Annotated in this window: 12 protein-coding genes; 4 read left to right on the forward strand and 8 right to left on the reverse strand. The window is 35.9% G+C overall.

Annotated features, from left to right (window positions below):
• Nucleotides 1–107: 107 nt before the first annotated feature.
• The 8 genes from pgi to uvrC form a co-directional block, all read right to left on the reverse strand.
• Nucleotides 108–1,757 carry a glucose-6-phosphate isomerase gene (gene pgi / locus ACZ1AQ_RS02360; protein WP_489631337.1) on the reverse strand — a complete coding sequence of 550 codons (1,650 nt, stop codon included), beginning with the start codon at nucleotides 1,755–1,757 and terminating at the stop codon, nucleotides 108–110.
• Between the two features lie 123 nt (nucleotides 1,758–1,880).
• Nucleotides 1,881–3,101: a M23 family metallopeptidase gene (locus tag ACZ1AQ_RS02365; protein ID WP_489631338.1), complete on the reverse strand. Its 1,221-nt coding sequence runs from the start codon at nucleotides 3,099–3,101 to the stop codon at nucleotides 1,881–1,883.
• Between the two features lie 98 nt (nucleotides 3,102–3,199).
• Complete coding sequence (locus tag ACZ1AQ_RS02370; protein WP_489631339.1) at nucleotides 3,200–4,135, reverse strand: tryptophan 2,3-dioxygenase family protein; 936 nt, start codon at nucleotides 4,133–4,135, stop codon at nucleotides 3,200–3,202.
• A gap of 1 nt (nucleotide 4,136) precedes the next feature.
• Complete coding sequence (locus ACZ1AQ_RS02375) at nucleotides 4,137–4,910, reverse strand: DUF3108 domain-containing protein (protein ID WP_489631340.1); 774 nt, start codon at nucleotides 4,908–4,910, stop codon at nucleotides 4,137–4,139.
• A gap of 297 nt (nucleotides 4,911–5,207) precedes the next feature.
• Nucleotides 5,208–6,368 (reverse strand): 4-hydroxyphenylpyruvate dioxygenase, encoded by a 1,161-nt coding sequence (gene hppD / locus ACZ1AQ_RS02380; RefSeq protein ID WP_489631341.1) that lies wholly within the window; start codon nucleotides 6,366–6,368, stop codon nucleotides 5,208–5,210.
• Nucleotides 6,369–6,484: 116 nt separating this feature from the next.
• Complete coding sequence (locus ACZ1AQ_RS02385; protein WP_489631342.1) at nucleotides 6,485–7,648, reverse strand: homogentisate 1,2-dioxygenase; 1,164 nt, start codon at nucleotides 7,646–7,648, stop codon at nucleotides 6,485–6,487.
• A 157-nt stretch (nucleotides 7,649–7,805) separates the two neighbouring features.
• Complete coding sequence (locus ACZ1AQ_RS02390; protein ID WP_489631343.1) at nucleotides 7,806–10,007, reverse strand: patatin-like phospholipase family protein; 2,202 nt, start codon at nucleotides 10,005–10,007, stop codon at nucleotides 7,806–7,808.
• Nucleotides 10,008–10,026: 19 nt separating this feature from the next.
• On the reverse strand, nucleotides 10,027–11,820 hold the full coding sequence (gene uvrC, locus ACZ1AQ_RS02395) for an excinuclease ABC subunit UvrC (protein ID WP_489631344.1): 1,794 nt from the start codon (nucleotides 11,818–11,820) through the stop codon (nucleotides 10,027–10,029).
• Between the two features lie 354 nt (nucleotides 11,821–12,174).
• On the opposite strand from uvrC, the gene ACZ1AQ_RS02400 reads away from it, so the two are divergent.
• The 4 genes from ACZ1AQ_RS02400 (at nucleotide 12,175) to ACZ1AQ_RS02415 (ending at nucleotide 17,090) form a co-directional block, all read left to right on the forward strand.
• Nucleotides 12,175–13,200, forward strand: a complete 1,026-nt coding sequence (locus ACZ1AQ_RS02400) for a succinylglutamate desuccinylase/aspartoacylase family protein (RefSeq protein WP_489631345.1) — start codon at nucleotides 12,175–12,177, stop codon at nucleotides 13,198–13,200.
• Nucleotides 13,201–13,275: 75 nt separating this feature from the next.
• Nucleotides 13,276–14,532, forward strand: coding sequence for a pyridoxal-dependent decarboxylase (locus ACZ1AQ_RS02405; protein ID WP_489631346.1), 1,257 nt, complete (start codon nucleotides 13,276–13,278; stop codon nucleotides 14,530–14,532).
• On the forward strand, nucleotides 14,507–15,079 hold the full coding sequence (locus ACZ1AQ_RS02410; RefSeq protein ID WP_489631347.1) for a 5-formyltetrahydrofolate cyclo-ligase: 573 nt from the start codon (nucleotides 14,507–14,509) through the stop codon (nucleotides 15,077–15,079). Before ACZ1AQ_RS02405 ends, ACZ1AQ_RS02410 begins: the two co-directional genes overlap by 26 nt.
• 37 nt (nucleotides 15,080–15,116) lie before the next feature.
• Nucleotides 15,117–17,090 carry a transglycosylase domain-containing protein gene (locus ACZ1AQ_RS02415; protein ID WP_489631348.1) on the forward strand — a complete coding sequence of 658 codons (1,974 nt, stop codon included), beginning with the start codon at nucleotides 15,117–15,119 and terminating at the stop codon, nucleotides 17,088–17,090.
• Nucleotides 17,091–17,310 lie beyond the last annotated feature (220 nt).

The raw sequence follows: 17,310 nt of genomic DNA on the forward strand, positions 1-17,310 counted from the left end.
TCAACAACTTTAAAGCATCCAATCAATTTAAGCCACAAAAAAATATTGTAAAAAAAAACCTCGAATAGATTATCCTTCGAGGCTTTTTCTTAACACAATTTTGAGTATTACTTTTTCTTATTTTTAAGAAAATGATTCAATAAAAATGCTGTAGAGCTATCATGTTTTTTAACAGACTCTGTTTCAATTTCTTCTAGAATAGAATTTGCTAATTGCTTCCCTAATTCAACACCCCACTGGTCAAAACTAAAAATATTCCAAATAACACCTTGCACAAAAATCTTGTGTTCATACATTGCAATCAATGACCCAAGAGTTTTAGGAGTAAGTTTTTGAATCAAAATGGTATTGGTTGGTTTATTACCTGTAAATACTTTAAAAGGCAAAAGATATGCTGCTTTTTCTGGAGTAAGTCCTTGCTTGTCAAATTCAGCCTGTACTTGAGCTGCAGTTTTGCCATGCAACAAGGCCTCAGTTTGAGCAAAGAAATTTGACATCAATTTATCATGATGATTCCAATCACCATACAATGGTTCTACATAACCAATAAAATCTGTAGGAATCAATTTTGTTCCTTGGTGAATTAATTGAAAAAAGGCATGTTGTGCATTGGTACCCGGCTCTCCCCATATTATTGTTCCCGTTTGGTAATCAACTGGCTTTCCGTCACGACCTATACTTTTACCATTACTTTCCATCGTTCCTTGCTGCAAGTAAGGCGCTAATTTTTGTAAATATTGAGTATATGGAATCAACGCTTCACTTTCTGCACCAAAGAAGTTATTATACCAAACACTCAACAAACCTAAAATAACAGGAATATTATTTTCGAAAGTAGTAGTTTTAAAATGTTCGTCCATTTCATTGGCTCCACCTAATAAAGCTTCATAATTGTCGTAACCAACTGCTAGACTAATAGACAAGCCTACGGCACTCCATAATGAAAATCTTCCTCCAACCCAATCCCACATAGGAAAGACGTTGTCTGGATTGATACCAAATTCGGTCACTTTTTGCAAGTTTGTAGAAACCGCCACAAAATGTTTCGCAACATCTTCTTGTGTAGCCGATTGTAAAAACCACTTTCTAATGGTTTCAGAATTCGTCAAAGTTTCTTGCGTAGTAAAGGTTTTAGAAACAATGACAAATAATGTTGTCTCTGGATTTAATTTTTTGATAATCTCATTCGCGTGATCTCCATCAACATTAGATACGAAGTGAACGTTCAAATGGTTTTTATAAAATTGTAAGGCTTCAACTGCCATCACAGGTCCTAAATCCGAACCTCCGATTCCAATATTTACGACATCTGTAAAAGCCTTACCTGTGTATCCTTTACGAATTCCTGAAACTACTTCATTCGTAAACGTTTTTATTTTGGCTTTTACTTCATAAACCTCAGGAATTACATTTACTCCTTCAACATTTATAATAGCATCTGCTTTGGCCCTAAGTGCCGTATGCAAAACTGCACGATTTTCTGTTTGATTGATTAATGCTCCCTCAAAATAATCCGAAATAGCCGATTGTAAACCACATTCATTAGCCAATTCAACTAATAGCTGAATCGTCTCTTTATCTATATTATTTTTGGAATAATCTACTAAAAAGTCGTTCCAAATAATGTTGAATTGCTCGGCTCTATTGGTGTCTTTTAGAAACAACTCTTGCATCGTAACCGATTGCAAAGCTTCAAAATGATTTTGTAATTTTTCCCAAGCTTTAGTTTGCGTTGGATTGATTGTATGTAAGGCCATGTGCTTAAATTTAATGCATTTTTAATAGATGCAAAATTAAGCAATTAACTTTAAATTGATGATTATCCTCGGTTTAAACAAACAACAATCTACGAAAACGTTATAATAAAAAATAAAGATTGTTTATAGATTGGCAAAACTATCCAATTCAAACTTTAAAGGTTTTATTTGTTTGAAAAAACGTTCTTTGGTTGCTCCTGTCAAAGGCTCTCCATTGGGTAACTTTAAACGCAAGGGATCAACTTGCACTCCATTTTTCCAGAAGCGGTAGCAAACGTGTGGACCTGTTGCTAACCCCGTACTTCCTACAAGTCCAATAGGTTGTCCTTGAGTTACACGTTGTCCTCTTCGCACCAGAATTCTAGACATGTGCAAATATTGCGTGGAGTAAGTCCCGTTATGTTTCACTTTTACAAAATTACCATTACCTGCGGTATACCCCGTTTGCTCAACTACACCTGAGGCAGTAGTTGTAATAGGCGTTCCATGAGGCGCAGCATAATCGGTTCCTTTGTGTGCTTTCCAACGTAATTGAACGGGATGAAAACGATTTGAAGTAAATCGAGAAGTTAAGCGACTAAATTTAATAGGTGTTTTCAAAAAGAAATTTTTCAAGCCTTTCCCTTCTTCATCATAATATTCGATTCTGTTAGACGAAGGATTAGCTACAAATGGGAAAGCGTAAATAATTTTCCCTTTGTATTCAAAAAATGAAGCTTCCAAACTATCAACTCCATCATAAATTGAATCGTTAATGTATCGTTCCGTAAAAGTAATCGCAAAACGATCGCCTCTCTTTAATTTAAAAAAGTCGATAGACCAAGCATAAATTTTTGCAATTCTACTTGCTAAACCACCTTCAACTTTAGCACTTTCTAGGGTTTCAGAAAGAGAACTTTTCAGCACACCACCAATTGTTCTTCTTTTGATGGTAATGGGTTTTGTTTTTTTGTAGGCTTTTGCAATTGAATCCCTTAAATCTACTACATAATAATGAAGAGCATCGGGTTGGTAAACAAAAACAAGCAACTCTTTCGTTTTATTTTTCGAACGCAAAAGTGTGTAGGGCTTATTGTTTCGAATGGTTCTTACATCAAATGAATCTTTGATTTGTTCCACCAATTCAAATACTTTTTTGTCACCAATATTTTGTTTCTGAATAATGCTACCAAAAGTATCTCCACTCTTTAAAGTATCATGCACCACATTAAAATCAGAATAAGTAAAGCCAAACTCTTTCTTTTTAGAAATAGGTTTTGTTTTGACTTCACTCCAAACCTCATCTTTTTTCGTACATGAGAAAAAAACTAGAGAAGATAACAAAAGGATTGCGAAACGTTTCAATATACTACTTTTTTTATTCTATTATTTTAATTCTTTAATTAAGGTAATATGATTCACTTTTTTAAAATCAAAGAAACTTTTACGTTTTAAATATACAATTATAATCCAACTCCCCAATTGGCCAATTCTTCAGCACTCCATAGTTCAGGAAAAAAGATTCGTCTTTGGTATTTAGGATGCATGTATTTTTTCCAATCACTTCCACCTGTAGCTTCTCCATCACCCAATCCACTCGACTCTATATATTTTTTGGCGGTATTTAAATGCTGCATTACCCAAGTAACATTTACCGTATAATCATACTCTCTCATAGCCTTGATTAAAGCAGGATCTTGTTGAGCCTCACTAGGCAATTGTTTGAATTTTTGCCAAAGATTGATCGTGTTGTACTCTTTCATTTGAGCAATAAAAGAAGCTTTGTATTTTCTTTCAAATTCTTTCAACAAATAAGACTTCTCACCTGTTTCGTGATCTTTTCCGGCAGCTTGCCAATACAAATGTTCAAAAGCATGTTCAAAAGGAGTATTGCGGTCGATTGTTGCTCTAAATCGAGCGTCAATCAAATTGATTAAATCTGTAGATGCAAATTCAATCATTCGGTATTGTGCACTTTGAAAACCACTAGCTGGCGTCAACGTATTTCTAAATTTCATGTATTGTTCAACCTCCATTCCATCACCCATAATATCAAATGATGTTGTCAGCATAGTGAAATAACGACTAATTCTCATTAATCTCTCCGTAAAAAAAGACGTTTCTATTTGTTCACAGTAAGAGATTTGTTGCATTTCCCAAAGAATCATTTTAAACAACAATTCATTGACTTGATGATACATAATAAAAACCATTTCATCAGGTAAAGTTGTGCGTTGCGTTTGCAGATTCAATAAGGCATCCGTTTGTATATAATCCCAATAAGTAATGGGTTTAGACCACAAAAGACCTTCCAAATGAGTGGTTGTTTTTTGATCTATTGCTTTAAATTTTTGATCGAGTTGTTCTAATAATGAAGAGGTATTATCTGTAAGATTCATTCTATTTTGCTTTTACTTTAAAGGGATGCTTTAATCCTTTGTAGGCATCCAAATCAGCTTTGATAGACCCAACTGCTAGTTCTGCTTTGATTCGTAAAGGAATTTTATTTTGATCATTTGAAATCCAAACCGTTAAACTCTCTTTCTCTTTAAAAACACGGCCAGATTGCACCAAGGGACGAAAAATCATTGCTGAAATCACGCCAAATTTAGTTGTAATATCTTCACGACCTAAGAATTTTAACTTAAACTTTGTAGTTTCATTATCAAAAAACATATCAATAGTAACAGATTCCCCCACTTTTAATTTATCAATAGTAGGATAATTTCTAAGGTAATAAAAAGTAGAGACTATGTCTTGTGTTCCTTTGGGAAAGGAAAATGTTTTCTCATTTTTATTTTTATAATCCTTCACTAAAATTTTGTTAGTGCTTTGATTAAAAAAACCTTCTTGATTTTTGGTATAACCACCTTCATCTATCTTCCGAACGAATTGATAAGGATAACCGGTTTCTTTATCAAAATAACTTTCGTATAAATCATCCACTTTAAAAAAGAAACGAGACATTCCAGTAGTGTATCCCTTACCAATAACATGATAAACAGATTTTTGATTGATGACCGCATCTTTTACTTCTAATGTGGCGTAACCTGCATTTACAAAACCATAATGTATCCGGAATTTAAACCATTCACCCGAATCGAATGCCGATGAATCTTGAGAATCAAAGCTAACTGTAAAGACCAACAAAAAGAGGAGTATTAGTTTTCGCATTAAGTAATTTTTTGAGCTTTTTTTGAGATTCTCTTGGCAAAAATGATTCCAAATGTATTAAAACAAAAAAACCCAGTCAAATTAATGACTGAGTTTTTATGCTATTAACTAACCAAAAAACTATAAATTATGAAATTTATAATACCCATGAAAGGAAACCACCCCTTTCATTTGTGAGTACAAAGGTAAAACAGAAATCCATATTTTTTTGCGAAAAAATTGAGTTTAACACAACATTTGCAAAAAATTAGCTTTTGGTTTAGTTATTTTTTTTGATAATGCAAAAAAAACTTAATTTTACAGCGTTCCTCGCAATTTTTGCTCTCTTTCTATCGATTCGAATAAAGCTTTGAAATTACCTGCTCCAAATCCTTTGGCCCCCATTCGCTGAATAATCTCAAAAAACAAGGTAGGACGGTCTTCAACTGGTTTCGTAAAGATTTGCAATAAATACCCATCTTCATCTGCATCTACCATGATGGCTAACTTTTCGATTACGGCTAAATCTTCTTTCATCATACTCATGTGTTCGCCCAAACGTTCTGGAATGGCTTCGTAATACGCATGAGGCGGTGGTGATAAGAACTCTACACCACGAGCTCTAAGCTCAGTAACAGTAGTAATTATATCATCGGTAGCAATGGCAATGTGTTGCACACCCGCTCCTTCATAAAAATCTAAATATTCTTCAATTTGTGAACGCTTGTTTCCTTTGGCGGGTTCGTTGATTGGGAATTTAATTCGTCCATTACCATTACTCATTACTTTACTCATCAAAGCAGAATACTCGGTATGGATTTGTTTGTCATCAAAAGAAAGGAAATTCACAAATCCCATCACGTCTTCGTACCATTTTACCCAAACGTTCATTTGGTTCCAACCCACATTTCCTACCATGTGGTCGATGTATTTTAGTCCAACAGGAGTAGGATTATAATCCGATTTCCATTCTACAAATCCTGGAAGAAAAGCACCAGTGTAGTTTTTACGTTCGACAAACATATGAACGGTTTCACCGTAAGTATAAATTCCAGCGCGAACTACTTCACCAAATTCGTCTTTTTCTACGGTAGGTTCCATGTATACTTTTGCGCCACGTTTGGTGGTTTCTTCAAAAGATTTACGAGCATCTTCTACCCAAAGTGCCACTATTTTTACACCATCGCCGTGTTTTTTTACGTGTTCTCCAATTGGGGATTCGCTAGTAAGAGCGGTAGTCAACACCAAACGGATTTTGTCTTGTTTTAGCACATAAGAAACTTTGTCTCTTGAGCCTGTTTCTAACCCGCAATATGCGTGCGATTGAAATCCGAAAGCGGTTTTATAAAAATGAGCCGCTTGTTTGGCGTTACCCACATAAAATTCTACGTAGTCGGTTCCCATTAATGGAAGGAAATCTTGTGCTCCTTCAAATATTTTCTCTAATCCGTATTCTACTGATTGTACTTCTTTTGCCATAATTAAGCCCCCTAACCCCCAAAGGGGGAATTCCTATTAGGGGTAAATAGGATTTATAGTTAAATTGATTTAAAAGTTTTATTTTGGAATAATTGATACCATCCTCCCTTTGGGGACTAAGGGGCTTCTACCCAAGATTTGTAGTACTGTCCGTCATCAAGACCCATCGCTTCTTCGGTAACCATTAAAGGGCGAAACGTATCGACCATAACGGCTAATTCTTGTGTGATAGTTTGACCAATGCTTCGTTCCATTGCTCCTGGTGCTGGCCCGTGAGGAATTCCTTTTGGATGCAAAGTGATGTGACCTTGTTCGATATTATTACGGCTCATAAAATCGCCATCTACATAATACAATACCTCATCGCTATCGATGTTGCTGTGGTTGTATGGTGCAGGAATAGCTTTTGGATGGTAGTCATATAAACGAGGCACGAAAGAACACACTACAAAAGTTGATGTTTCAAAGGTTTGGTGTACTGGTGGTGGTTGGTGCACGCGACCAGTTATGGGCTCGAAGTTGTGGATACTAAAGCCATAAGGAAAGTTATAGCCATCCCAACCAATAACATCGAAAGGATGCGTGGCATAGACCACTTCGTGCATCATCCCTTCTTTTTTTATTTTGATTAAGAAATCTCCTTTTTCGTCGTGCGTTTCTAACGCTGTTGGCAATTTGAAATCGCGTTCACAAAAAGGAGCGTGCTCTAAATGCTGACCCGATTCGTTTTTGTATCGTTTTGGTGTATAAAAAGGCGCGAAAGATTCTACATAAAACAAGCGATTTTCTGTAGTATCAAAATCGATTTGATAAATCATTCCGCGAGGTATGATGAGATAATCTCCATATTCAAAAGGAATATTACCCATCATTGTTCTTAGCGTTCCGCTTCCTTTGTGGATGAAAATCATTTCATCGGCATCGGCATTTTTATAAAAATAGGAGCGCAAGGATGCTGTTGGAGCTGCTAAACCAATGGTACAATCTTTATTGACCAACATAGGCTTGCGGCTTTCTAAGAAATCATTTTCGGGTAACAATTCAAACCCTTTTAGCAATAATGATTTGATGTTTTTGCCGATAGCAATTTTGGGTTCTACCGAGTAAGAATTTAGTATTTCTTTGACCTGAGTAGGTCGGTGTACATGATATAATAGTGACGAATGACCGTGAAAACCCTCGGTACCGAATAGTTGCTCGTAATACAATCCCCCATCAGGTTTCTCGAATTGTACGTGGCGTTTTTGAGGAAAATCTCCTAGTTTATGATATATTGGCATTTTTTAAAAAATTTAGATTCAACCTAATTGTATTCCTTAAAAAATAGTGCAATCATTCTGGATTTCTCTTAATAAGAAATTGCAGAAAATCTAATAAACCTTGCCATTTTGTTTTCATGAAAGCAAATGTCGTAATTTTTTTTGATATAATTTACGATTAAAACACATATCCTATACTAAACCAAGTATAACCACTTGGGGTCTCTGGAGACCATGAATGTTTAATCTCAACTGGACCAATGATAGTATCCAAACCATAACCTACAGCATATCCTGAAAATTCTGGTATAGAAAACCAATCCAAACTACTAAAAATATCATTCCCTAAATTGGCAAAGTTTGCCGAAAAATTAAAATGATTTTTTTTGTAAAACTCATAATCTAGCGTTCCAGAAGTCTTTATATAACTGTTCCCTCCAATACTTAAAAAATCATATCCATAGAAGGGTTTAAAATTATTTATTGCATTAAAGCCATAACCTCCTAAAACAAAATTAAAGAAAGGAACGCTATCTTCTCCAACGCTAAATCCTGCATCTGTTTGAAACTTGAAAACGAGTTTGGGTAAAATTTTAAAAGCCACAGAAAAATCGGCTTTGAGAATAGTGAATGGGTTAAATCCGTTATTATTAGATGACATCAAATAGGTATGGATATCACTCGAAAAAGACCATCCTTTTGTTGGGAAATATTTATTATCAAATGCATCATATTTTAAGTAACCAAAAGCACTTACATAATTACTATCATCAATATCTGGAGAATTTTTAGCGATTGTGATAGGTACTATTTGTAAATGCTTATACTCTAAACCCGCACCTATCAAGAATTTTTGAACAAAAACGGACTGAAAATATGCTTGATTTGTCCAATCTTTAAAGTCAATATTAATTAGAGAAACATCTCCTCCAACAATTCCTCCTGGTTGAATGGAATTTGCCACGTTTCGATTGAACTGAGCAAACGTAGATTTAAAACCAAAACTAATATTAAAACCATTATCTACATAATAATCTACATTATAGCGTAAGTTGTCACCAATAATCAAATCCAAAGAGGCATTATCATTTTTGAAGAAAAGATTTTTCTGGCTGATATTGGCCAAAACGGCACTTTTGTACAAACCGTCGTAGTGTAATCCAAACTTTAAGAACGTTTTCAGGGGGTCTTCTTTTAGACTTATATCTAATGTTTCTCCATATCCGTTAGGTTCTAAAGAATAGTTAATTGCACTAAAGTTTTGTGTTGCATTTATATTATTAATTCCGTTTTGTAGCTTTTCGTAGGTTATTGTGGTTCCTTCTTTAAAACGTAATTTTCCTTTGACATAAGCCTTTGTGAAGTTTTTCAACTCGTTGACCTTTACTTCGGAAACAAAAATACTATCTGAAACAATTTGTAAATTAGGTTTATGATAAGCATTATTTTCTGGAACTAATTTTTTTAATGCTTCATAAACCGCAAAGGTCGCCTCTTCTCCTTTTGTGATAATCTCACGACCTCTATCAAAAGAAATCACACCATACTCTTTGATATCTGGTTTAATGTAAATAGTTGTTTTTTTTACATTGTCTTTCATTCGATCAATCATATTGAGATTGCTAATCTGCACCAATATTTTGGTTGCATCTCTCAAAAGAGTTCGATCTTTTAAACCATCTTGCACATCCACACCAATAATAATATCTGCTCCTAATTTAAGGACCTCATCGACTGGATAATTATTTACAACACCGCCATCAATCAAAACCCTTCCATCAATCTCTACAGGAGAAAAAAGCGAAGGAAAAGCAGAACTGGCCAACATAGCCTGAGCCAAGTTACCTTTATTGAGCAAGACTTGTTCGCCGCTCTCAATATCGGTAGCTATACATAAAAAGGGAATAGGAAGTAGATTGAAATCTTTTACATCTTTTACATTCCTAGTTAATCTGGTCAGCAAATTGAAATTATACATTCCTTTAGAAAGCGCCTCAGGAATTCCAATCCTGAATTTATTAAAAGGCAATACAAAAGCATACAGCTCATCATTTCTTTTTTCATAAAAATTCTTTGAAGCTCGAGGAATATAATCATTGATCAATTCGTCAAAATTCGTTTTCTGAAAAATAGAGTCAATTTGTGCTGCATTGTACCCCGATGCGTAGAGACCTCCAATCACCGCACCCATACTAGTTCCGCCAATATAATCAATCTGAATTCCTGCTTCCTCGAGTACTTTGAGTACCCCAATATGCGCAAAACCTTTCGCGCCACCACCACTCAATACCAAACCAATTTTTGGTCTTTTGTCTTGGTTTTGCGCGAATAATGAGAAACTACTAAGCAATAAGATAAGGATAATCGAGAGTTTCTTCATAATCGGAAATGTTATACCGTTATTTTGTCTTGTAAAAGTCGGAAATTTTTTTGGCTTTCGATACTCCTATAACGTCAGAAATTTCTTTTTCTGTTGCCATTTGCAATCTTTTAACACTTTTAAAATGTTGAATTAAGGTAGTCATCGTTTTTTCGCCTATGCCTGGAATGCTTTCAATCGAAGAATTTAAAGCGGCTTTACTTCGTTTGTCGCGATGATGCGTGATTCCGAATCGGTGGGCTTCGTTTCTCAATTGCTGAATCACCTTTAATGTTTCCGATTTTTTATCCAAGTATAAAGGAATGGAATCTCCGGGAAAAAAGAGTTCTTCTAATCGTTTGGCAATGCCAATGATGGTGATTTTTCCTCTCAATCCAAGTTCGTCAATACTTTTTAAAGCAGCAGACAATTGTCCTTTTCCTCCATCAATGATTATCAATTGTGGTAAAGGTTCGTTTTCTTCCAATAATCGTTTGTATCGACGGTACACCACCTCCGTCATCGAAGCAAAATCATCGGGTCCTTCGACGGTTTTGATATTAAAATGACGATAATCTTTCTTGCTAGGTTTCCCATCTTTAAAAACCACACAAGCCGAGACAGGATTCGTTCCTTGAATATTTGAATTATCAAAACACTCAATATGCCTAGGCTGTACAGGCAATCGCAAGTCTTTTTGCATTTGCGCCATAATGCGATTGGTGTGGCGATCTGGGTCGACAATCTGCAATTGTTTGAGTTGTTCTATGCGGTAAAACTTGGCATTACGAATAGACAAATCTAATATTTGTTTTTTGTCACCCAATTGAGGTACTGTAATTTTAATATTTTCACCTAAATCTATGGCGAAAGGAACAATCACTTCTCTGGACAATAAATGAAAGCGTTCTCTAAGTTCAACAATGGCTAATTCTAACAACTCTTCATCGGTTTCTGCTAACTTCTTCTTGATTTCCATTGTGTGCGAACGAATAATCGAACCGTGGGAAATTTGCAAGAAATTGACAAAAGCGGCACTTTCATCCGAAACAATCGAAAACACATCGACATTCGTAATTTTTGGATTGACAATCGTAGAACGGGATTGGTAATTTTCTAGAACCTCAATTTTTTCCTTTATTTTCTGTGCTTCTTCAAACTTCATTTCGGCCGCCAACTCCATCATCATTCGCTTAAAGTCTTTTAAACTTTCTTTGAAATTTCCTTTAAGGATTTCGCGTATCGCATTTACTTGTTTTTGGTAATGTTCCAAGCTTTCGTGACCTTCACAAGGTCCTTTGCAATTGCCAATATGGTATTCTAAACATACTTTAAATTTCCCACTATTGATGTTGTTTTGGCTCAAATCAAAATTACAAGTGCGCAGTGGATACAATTCTTTAATTAATTCCAAAATCGTATTTACGGTCTTAAAACTCGTGTAAGGACCGAAATATTCGGAACCGTCTTTGATCATTCTTCGAGTAGAAAAAATGCGCGAAAAAGGTTCTTTTTTGATGCACAACCAAGGGTAACTTTTGTCATCGCGAAGCAATACATTATAACGAGGCTGAAGTGTTTTGATTAAGTTATTTTCTAACAACAACGCATCGGATTCTGTGGGAACTACAATGTGTTTGATGGTCACAATTTTTTTGACCAACACATTGGTTTTTGCCGTATCGTGAATTTTATTAAAATAAGAGGACACCCTTTTTTTTAAATTTTTGGCTTTGCCTACATATAAAATTTTACCTTCCTTATCATAATATTGATACACTCCTGGATTATCAGGAAGGGTTTGTATTTGAAGGGCTATAGAGGGTTGCGTCATTGTAGTTTTAGAAAATTCGCTATCGCTTTTTATTCTGAACAAATTTAGTAATTCTATTTTTCTAAAACTTCTGCGTTGGCTTTTTCTTCAGAACATTCGTATTCAAAAATTTCAGCCACGAATTTACTAATTAATCAGGAATCAAAATAGGCAGTGATAGCACAAATGATTAGAGTTGATGGAATTTGTGAAATTCTATTTCGATGTCAATTATTGAGTTCTTAGCTAACTGTTATAAATCTTTGACTCTACTTGCACTGAAGTAGCTTAGTGTGTTTTAGTTTTTATTTTATTTGAATTTCAAACAACAGTTAATACCTAATAATTTTTATATTTAGCCCATTAAAGTTGGCTATGAGAAGTTTAAAACCAATAACGATTTTTGGCGAAAGCATTTTACCTGGAGAAAACAAAACCATCAACGTTGAGATGGCGAGACTTCACACGACTACAAAACTCAACATCCCTATTATTGTTCGTCGCTCTAAACTTGACGGGCCCGTCGTGCTTTTCTCAGCGGGTATTCACGGAGATGAAATCAACGGCATAGAAATCGTTCGACAACTCATTAGCAAAAAAATAAACAAACCCAAACGTGGCACCATTATTTGCATTCCTATTATTAATATGTATGGATTTGTGAATCGTTCCCGAGAATTTCCTGATGGTCGTGATTTGAATCGCTCTTTTCCAGGAAGCAAAAAAGGTTCATTGGCGAGTAGATTTGCCTTTCACATTCTAAACGAAGTTATGCCCGAAGTGCATTATGCCATTGATTTTCACGCCGGAGGCGCTAGTAGATTCAATGCACCACAAATTCGTTTGGCCGAAAACGACCCCGAATTAAAACTATTGGCCGATACCTTCAATGCGCCATTTACTTTGTATTCCAAAAATATTGGAGGTTCATTCCGAAACTCGAGTACCAAAATGAATATAAAAATGCTGCTTTTCGAGGGTGGAAAATCATTGGACATTAATAATGAAGTGGCCAATGAAGGCATTAATGGCGTAAAACGAGTGCTAGCCTACCTAGATATGTTAGACCCCAAACACACTATCGAAATTCCAGAAAACAAAACCATTTACATCGAAAAATCGAATTGGGTTAGAGCCAAATGCTCCGGAATGCTTCACGACTACAATACTATAGGCACGTTTGTAAAAAAAGGAACCATTCTCGCGACCATAACCGACCCCTTTGGGAAATTTGAACGCAAAATCAAGGCGCCTAATGATGGTTACGTAATCAACAGCAATCAATCGCCTATAGTTTACGAAGGCGATGCCATTTTTCATTTGTCTACTTCGTTGGTTCCTGAAAAAAACAAAGCAACAAGCCAACCCGAAGCTCAAATTGCCTCGTTTATGGAGCTATAGTAAATCGTCCAAAACCTAACAAAAGTCATATTCTAATTCTAAAACGCCATTTACCTTTGTAGAAAAAATAGAGGTATGTTGCACTGGAAAAAATTAGACCAAAAAGAACGCAAAGAGCGCATTCAAAAAGCATTAGACGAAAATGTAAATTTTTCGAAAGACATTTCTTTGGGTTATCCAGCATCAAAACTAGACGGAAAAGTTTTTTATGACGATGCGCCTTTTTTGAAAGAAGCGCCTACTTTGCAAACCTATGTCGCCAATCCTAATCATATTGGTTGCCATACCTTGGGCACCTCCGAAAAAGCATTCAAAGGAACCCAACAAATAGAGCGTGAAGTCCTAGATGTAATTGCCGTTGATATTTTCAAAGCCGTACCCAATTCCTACGATGGTTATATTTCTCCCGGTGGAACAGAGGCGAATATTCAGGCCATTTGGATGTATCGCAATTACTTTATGAACCAAAAAGGAGCACAACTGCACGAAATTGCCATCGTTGCTTCTGAAGATACGCACTACTCCATTGCCAAAGGCTCCAATGTTTTGATGCTCGATTGGATTAAAGTTCCCGTTTCTTTTCATCAAAGAGAAATCAACGCAAATGCTTTGGAACAATTGCTAATCGATGCCAAAAATAAGGGCAAAAAATACTTTATCACCGTTGCGAATATGGGAACCACTATGTTTGGTTCTGTAGATAATCCCGACGTATATTCCGCGCTTTACGAAAAACACCATTTAGAATACAAACTCCATATTGATGGAGCTTACGGTGGATTTGTGTATCCGTTTAGCAATCCTCAATCGACCCTTAATTTTAATAATCCAAAAATTAGTTCGATTACCATCGATGCGCACAAAATGCTACAATCGCCTTATGGTACAGGGATTTTTATTTGCCGAAAAGGATTGATAGAAAATGTCTTGACTAAAGAAGCCGAGTATGTAGAAGGAATGGATTTAACGCTTTGCGGAAGTCGATCGGGTTCTAATGCAGTGGCGGTTTGGATGATTTTGTTTGCTTACGGTCCGCACGGTTGGTTCGAAAAAGTAAGCGTGTTGCAAATGCGTACACTATTTTTATGCAATGAATTGGACCAACTCAACATTCCGTATTTCCGTGAACCTTATATGAATATTGTAACCATTGATGCAAAAAACATTAATCATGCTTTAGCTGAAAGATTTGATTTGGTACCCCAACAACACAACGCTGAAAACAAATGGTACAAAATAGTGCTTATGGACCATGTAGAAGTCGAACATTTGACTACTTTTATAGCCCAATTAAAAGCAACTATGCATGTTGAAAAAGGAATTACGGCTTAAATACAAAGCACTCAGAAAAGCACTTAGTGAAAATGACATAGAATCGATGAGCTTGGAAATCGCAAACCAAGCTTTATCGCTTCCGATTTGGGACAAAACCTATTTTCATATTTTTTTACCTATTGAACCCCAAAAGGAAATCAACACCGAATATCTTTTACACATTTTAGCTGGAAAAGACAAAGAAATCATCCTGTCAAAAAGCGATTTCGAGACCCGAAAAATGACGCATTTTTTATTGACAGAAAACACCAAAATCGTTAAAAACGAGTACCAAATTCCAGAACCCGTATCAGGTATTGCCGTTCCTCCCGAACAAATAGAAGTAGTATTTGTGCCATTATTGGCCTATGACAAATTAGGAAACCGAGTGGGCTATGGCAAAGGGTTTTATGATCAATTTCTCTCCGAATGTTCTCCCGAAACTTTAAAAATTGGACTATCCTTCTTTGAACCTGAAGATCAAATAAATGACGTTTTTGAGAATGATATTCAATTGGATTATTGTGTAAGTCCACACAGCATTTTTAAATTTATCTTAACATAAAATAAGATACTTTTGCACCCGAAGTGAAAACCATGATATGAGAACAAACAAACAAAAACTGCTTTTGGCAGCCAAAATACTTTTAGCTGTACTACTACTCGTGGTGGGCGGTTTTATTTTTTTTAGAGACTCCCTTTTAAACCAAGCGTTAGATAAAGTTTCGACCAAAATGACGCAGCAATACAACAGTAATTTTACCGTAAAAAAAGCCTCTTTTGACGGATTAAACGGTATTGATTTGTACGATGTAGTGCTGGCTCCAAAAAACGCTGATACCCTTTTGAATATCAAAAAACTGAAAACCAGCATAAGCTTTTGGAATCTTTTTATTGGTAATATCCAACTACAATCTTTGGAACTACAAGAAGGATACATTCAATTGGTAAAAAAAGGAAAGGTCAAAAATTTTGATGCTTTTTTGAAAAAAGATGAAGAACTCAATCTAGAAAACTCGGATAGTAAAACCGATTATGCCGCAACAGCTTACCGAATGATTTCGAGATTGCTCAACTTGGTTCCAACGGATATGAGCATCGAAAAACTAGCCTTCAAGATTGATGATAATGGCAAAAAAGCCAATATCGATATCGAAAAACTTACTTTAGACAATCAAGAACTCAACTCCTTAATAACGGTAGAAACGGGTACTTTCAAGCAACATCTGAGCATGAAAGGCTTGGCCGACCCGAGAAACAGAAAAGCCGATATTCGCATTTTCAATAAAGATACTGGCGCCATTCGTTTGCCTTATGTAGACGAGCGCTACAATCTCAAATCGAGTTTTGATTCCATTCATTTAAATGTTGACAACATCGACAAAACAATGGGCGAATTCCATTTTGATGGTTTTGCTACCATAACCAATTTACACGTCAATCATCCCAAAATTGCCAATAAAGATGTAGTCATCAAAAAAGCGCGTTTTGACTTCCGTTTTCTTTTGGGTTCTGATTTTATTTCTATCGACAAAAGCTCAACATTGCAACTCAACAAAATAAAACTGAATCCTTACTTGGCTTATGAAACCGAATCGGATACCATCTATAAACTGCAAGTAAGCATCCCAAAAATGAAGGCGCAAGATTTCATCGTTTCGCTTCCCGATGGTTTATTTACCAACTTTCAAGGGATGGAAGCCCAAGGAAATTTTGAGTACAACTTGGACTTTAAATTCAATAAAAACAAACCGTATCAACTGGTTTTTGACAGCAAATTAAACAAAGAAAACCTCCGAATTACAAAATACGGGAAAGCCAATTTAACGAAACTCAATGGCGAATTTGTGTACCGAGCTATCATCAAAAACGTATTGCAACGCCCTATTGTAGTAGGAACAGAAAACCCAGATTACACCCCTTTGGACCAAATGTCTCCCTATTTGCAAAAATGTGTGCTCACTACCGAGGATCCTTCCTTTTTTCGTCACAGAGGTTTCATCAATGAAGCTTTCAAACAATCGATTCTCAAAAACATTCGAACCAAAAAATTTGCGCGTGGTGCGAGTACCATCAGTATGCAATTGGTCAAAAATGTTTTCTTGACCCGCGAAAAAACCTTGTCTAGAAAACTAGAAGAAATTTTATTGGTGTACATCCTCGAAAACAACCGAGTGGTAAGCAAAGAGCGCATGCTCGAAGTATATTTCAACATTATCGAATGGGGACCTGACGTGTATGGAATTGGCGAGGCAAGTCGTTTTTATTTCCAAAAAACACCTGCCGAATTAGACTTGAACGAGTGTCTGTACTTGGCGAGAATCATCCCGAGTCCTCGCAAATTTATGTACCAATTCAATGACGAAGGTAACCTGAAAGACTATGCCGCAAAACAGCAATTGTACCTGACTAATTTAATGAACAGACGAGGCCTACTTGCGCCAGAAGATTCCATTTACAAATCGAAACCTTTCTTCATTACCGGTCAAGCCAAATCGTTCATCAAACTGCGAGTGCCAGACAGCACACAAATTCCAGTTGATTCTTTGGCCACAGATTTGCCGTTTGAATTTTAAAATAATTAGAAGCAGAAAAAATAGGCTTTCTCAGGAAACACTGGTCCCGCTGTACACTATATCTCTTGTGGCGAACACCGCCACAAGAGGATGCCGTTCCCATCCTTTAGATTTGCTAAATAAATTTAGAGTACTTTTAATCAACAACCAAACTGACAAAGTGAACCTTATCTTCCATCAAAGTTAGCTACTTATGCCCCGATTAGGACTTTGTCAGTTA

This window comes from Flavobacterium sp. UM26 (genome assembly GCF_057922445.1).

Excerpts from the sequence above, each read along its gene's own strand:
- ACZ1AQ_RS02385 (WP_489631342.1), bottom strand. The coding sequence starts at position 7,648 with ATGCCAATATATCATAAACTAGGAGATTTTCCTCAAAAACGCCACGTA.
- ACZ1AQ_RS02415 (WP_489631348.1), top strand. The coding sequence starts at position 15,117 with ATGAGAACAAACAAACAAAAACTGCTTTTGGCAGCCAAAATACTTTTA.
- ACZ1AQ_RS02370 (WP_489631339.1), bottom strand. The coding sequence starts at position 4,135 with ATGAATCTTACAGATAATACCTCTTCATTATTAGAACAACTCGATCAA.
- ACZ1AQ_RS02400 (WP_489631345.1), top strand. The coding sequence starts at position 12,175 with ATGAGAAGTTTAAAACCAATAACGATTTTTGGCGAAAGCATTTTACCT.
- ACZ1AQ_RS02390 (WP_489631343.1), bottom strand. The coding sequence starts at position 10,007 with ATGAAGAAACTCTCGATTATCCTTATCTTATTGCTTAGTAGTTTCTCA.
- ACZ1AQ_RS02405 (WP_489631346.1), top strand. The coding sequence starts at position 13,276 with ATGTTGCACTGGAAAAAATTAGACCAAAAAGAACGCAAAGAGCGCATT.
- uvrC (WP_489631344.1), bottom strand. The coding sequence starts at position 11,820 with ATGACGCAACCCTCTATAGCCCTTCAAATACAAACCCTTCCTGATAAT.
- pgi (WP_489631337.1), bottom strand. The coding sequence starts at position 1,757 with ATGGCCTTACATACAATCAATCCAACGCAAACTAAAGCTTGGGAAAAA.
- ACZ1AQ_RS02410 (WP_489631347.1), top strand. The coding sequence starts at position 14,507 with ATGTTGAAAAAGGAATTACGGCTTAAATACAAAGCACTCAGAAAAGCA.
- ACZ1AQ_RS02375 (WP_489631340.1), bottom strand. The coding sequence starts at position 4,910 with ATGCGAAAACTAATACTCCTCTTTTTGTTGGTCTTTACAGTTAGCTTT.
- hppD (WP_489631341.1), bottom strand. The coding sequence starts at position 6,368 with ATGGCAAAAGAAGTACAATCAGTAGAATACGGATTAGAGAAAATATTT.